Origin of the sequence: Nonomuraea corallina (assembly GCF_027620315.1) — a bacterium.
Taxonomy (GTDB): Bacteria; Actinomycetota; Actinomycetes; order Streptosporangiales; family Streptosporangiaceae; genus Nonomuraea; species Nonomuraea corallina.
In genome coordinates this window covers 1-2,166 of record NZ_JAPNNL010000335.1, presented here as the reverse complement: position 1 = coordinate 2,166, position 2,166 = coordinate 1, and the positions used below count along the sequence as shown (strand labels likewise).

The window sequence follows — 2,166 nt, the reverse complement described above, 5'->3', positions numbered from 1 at the left end:
GGCTAGGCGAGGACGCCCTGGGCGCGTAGCTTGGCCGCCGCGTCCGCCGGGATGCCCCAGGCGGACAGGTCGTCCAGGCGGGTGGCGGGGGCCAGGTCGGGCGCCGGCGCGCCGACCAGCCGCGGCGCGGGCATCGGCTGGCTCAGGCCGCCGACCTCGACGAAGCTGCCCCGGGCCGCGTTGTGCGGGTGGGCGGGGGCCTCGGCCATCGAAAGCACCGGTGACACGCACGCGTCCGAGCCCTCGAACACCGCCTCCCACTCGGCCCTGGTCCGCTTGCCGAACTCCTCCGCCAGCCGCGCCTTGAGCGCGGGCCACTGCGCCCGGTCGTTGCGGTCCGGCAGGTCCGGCAGATCCGACAGCCCCATGAGCGACACCATCGTGTCCCAGAACTGCGGCTCCAGCGAGCCCACGGCGAGATACTCGCCGTCCGCCGTCTCGTACGTGTCGTACATGGGGGCGCCGGTGTCGAGCAGGTTCGTGCCGCGCGGTCCCCACATGCCGCTGCTCACGCCCTGGTAGAACATCGCGAACAGGATCGCCGCCCCGTCGACCATGGCGGCGTCGATCACCCGGCCGAGGCCGGTGCGCTCGCGCTCCAGCAGCGCCAGCAGCACCCCGTACGCGAGCATGAGGCCGCCGCCGGCGAAGTCGCCGAGGATGTTGATCGGCGGGGTGGGCTTGCCGCCCTCGCGGCCGAGCATCGACAGCACGCCGGAGACGGCGATGTAGTCGATGTCGTGCCCGGCCGTGGGCGCCAGCGGGCCGTCCTGGCCCCAGCCGGTCATCCGACCGTAGACCAGGCGCTCGTTGACCGCGTGCAGGTCCTCGGGCCCGATGCCGAGCCGCTCGGCCACGCCCGGCCGGAACACCTCGATCACCACGTCGGCGTGCCGGGCCAGCTCCTTGAACGCCGCCACGCCCTCGGGGGACTTCAGGTCGAGCCCGATCGTGCGCTTGCCGCGGTCCATCACGTCGGTGCGCGGCCTGTCGGAGACCGCCGACACCCGGTCGACCCGCACGACCTCGGCGCCGTGGTCGGCGAGCATCATCCCGGCGAACGGCCCCGGCGCCAGCCCTGCCAGTTCGAGCACCCGGACCCCGGACAACGGCCCCTGACGAGCGTGCGACATCGGCGTCTCCTTACTCATGACCGACAGGCGAACACTCGCCCAAGTAGAACAACATTCGGTGCGCTGTGGCAAGACGCCTGCCTGACCACCCTTCAGAGGAAGGAGAGGTATGGGAAACTTGCCCACTATTCGGGTGGTCTACAGGGGTAGGACATGGAATCGGACAGCAGCCGGCTGATCGCCAAGCGCTACCAGTTAGTTCGGGCGCTGGGGCGCGGTGGGATGGGCGTGGTCTGGGAAGGCCACGACACGCTGCTCAACCGGCAGTGCGCGGTCAAGGAGGTGGTGCTTCCCGAGGGCCTGCCCCAGGCCGACCGGGAACGCCAGCTGGTCCGCACCGCGCGGGAGGCCCGCACCGCCGCCCAGTTCAACCATCCTTCCGTGGTGGCGGTCTACGACGTCGTCGAGGAGGACGGCCGGCCCTGGATCATCATGGAGCTGGTGCGCGCCCCGTCCGTCGAGGAGGTCGTGGCGACCATGGGCGCGCTGCCGGTGCGCCAGGCCGCCGACGTCGGGCGGCAGGTGCTGTCCGCGCTCGTCGCCGCGCACGGGCAGGGCATCCTGCACCGTGACGTGAAGCCGAGCAACGTGCTGCTCACCGACGACGGCCGGGCGGTGCTCACCGACTTCGGGATCGCCACCGCCGAGGGCGAGGCCTCGCTCACCAAGACCGGCATGGTCACCGGCTCGCCCGGCTTCCTGGCGCCCGAGCGGGTGCGCGGCACGGACGCCGGCCCGGCCTCCGACCTGTGGTCGCTGGGCGCCACCCTGTACGCCACGCTGGTCGGCCGCTCGCCGTTCGAGCGCGGTGAGCCCATGGCCACGCTCAAGGCCATCCTCGACGAGGAGCCCGACTACCGGCGCATCCCGCCCGCCATGCACCCGATCCTGCAGGGGCTGATGCGCAAGGACCCGGCCGAGCGGGTGACGGCCGGGGAGGCCGACGACCTGCTCGCCGTCGTCCTGCAGGCCAAGCCGGCCTCCGCCGACATGGACGCGCCCCCGCCCGGCGCGTCCCGCAGGCTCGGCCGTA

General features: G+C 72.7%; 2 protein-coding genes. One reads left to right on the top strand and one right to left on the bottom strand.

Annotated features, from left to right (window positions below):
• Nucleotides 1-2: 2 nt before the first annotated feature.
• On the bottom strand, nt 3-1,133 hold the full coding sequence (locus OUY22_RS36510; RefSeq protein WP_270159891.1) for a CaiB/BaiF CoA transferase family protein: 1,131 nt from the start codon (nt 1,131-1,133) through the stop codon (nt 3-5).
• A 153-nt stretch (nt 1,134-1,286) separates the two neighbouring features.
• Here OUY22_RS36510 and OUY22_RS36505 point away from each other — a divergent pair.
• Nucleotides 1,287-2,166: serine/threonine-protein kinase (locus tag OUY22_RS36505; protein ID WP_270159890.1), on the top strand; the 880-nt coding region annotated here is incomplete at its 3' end.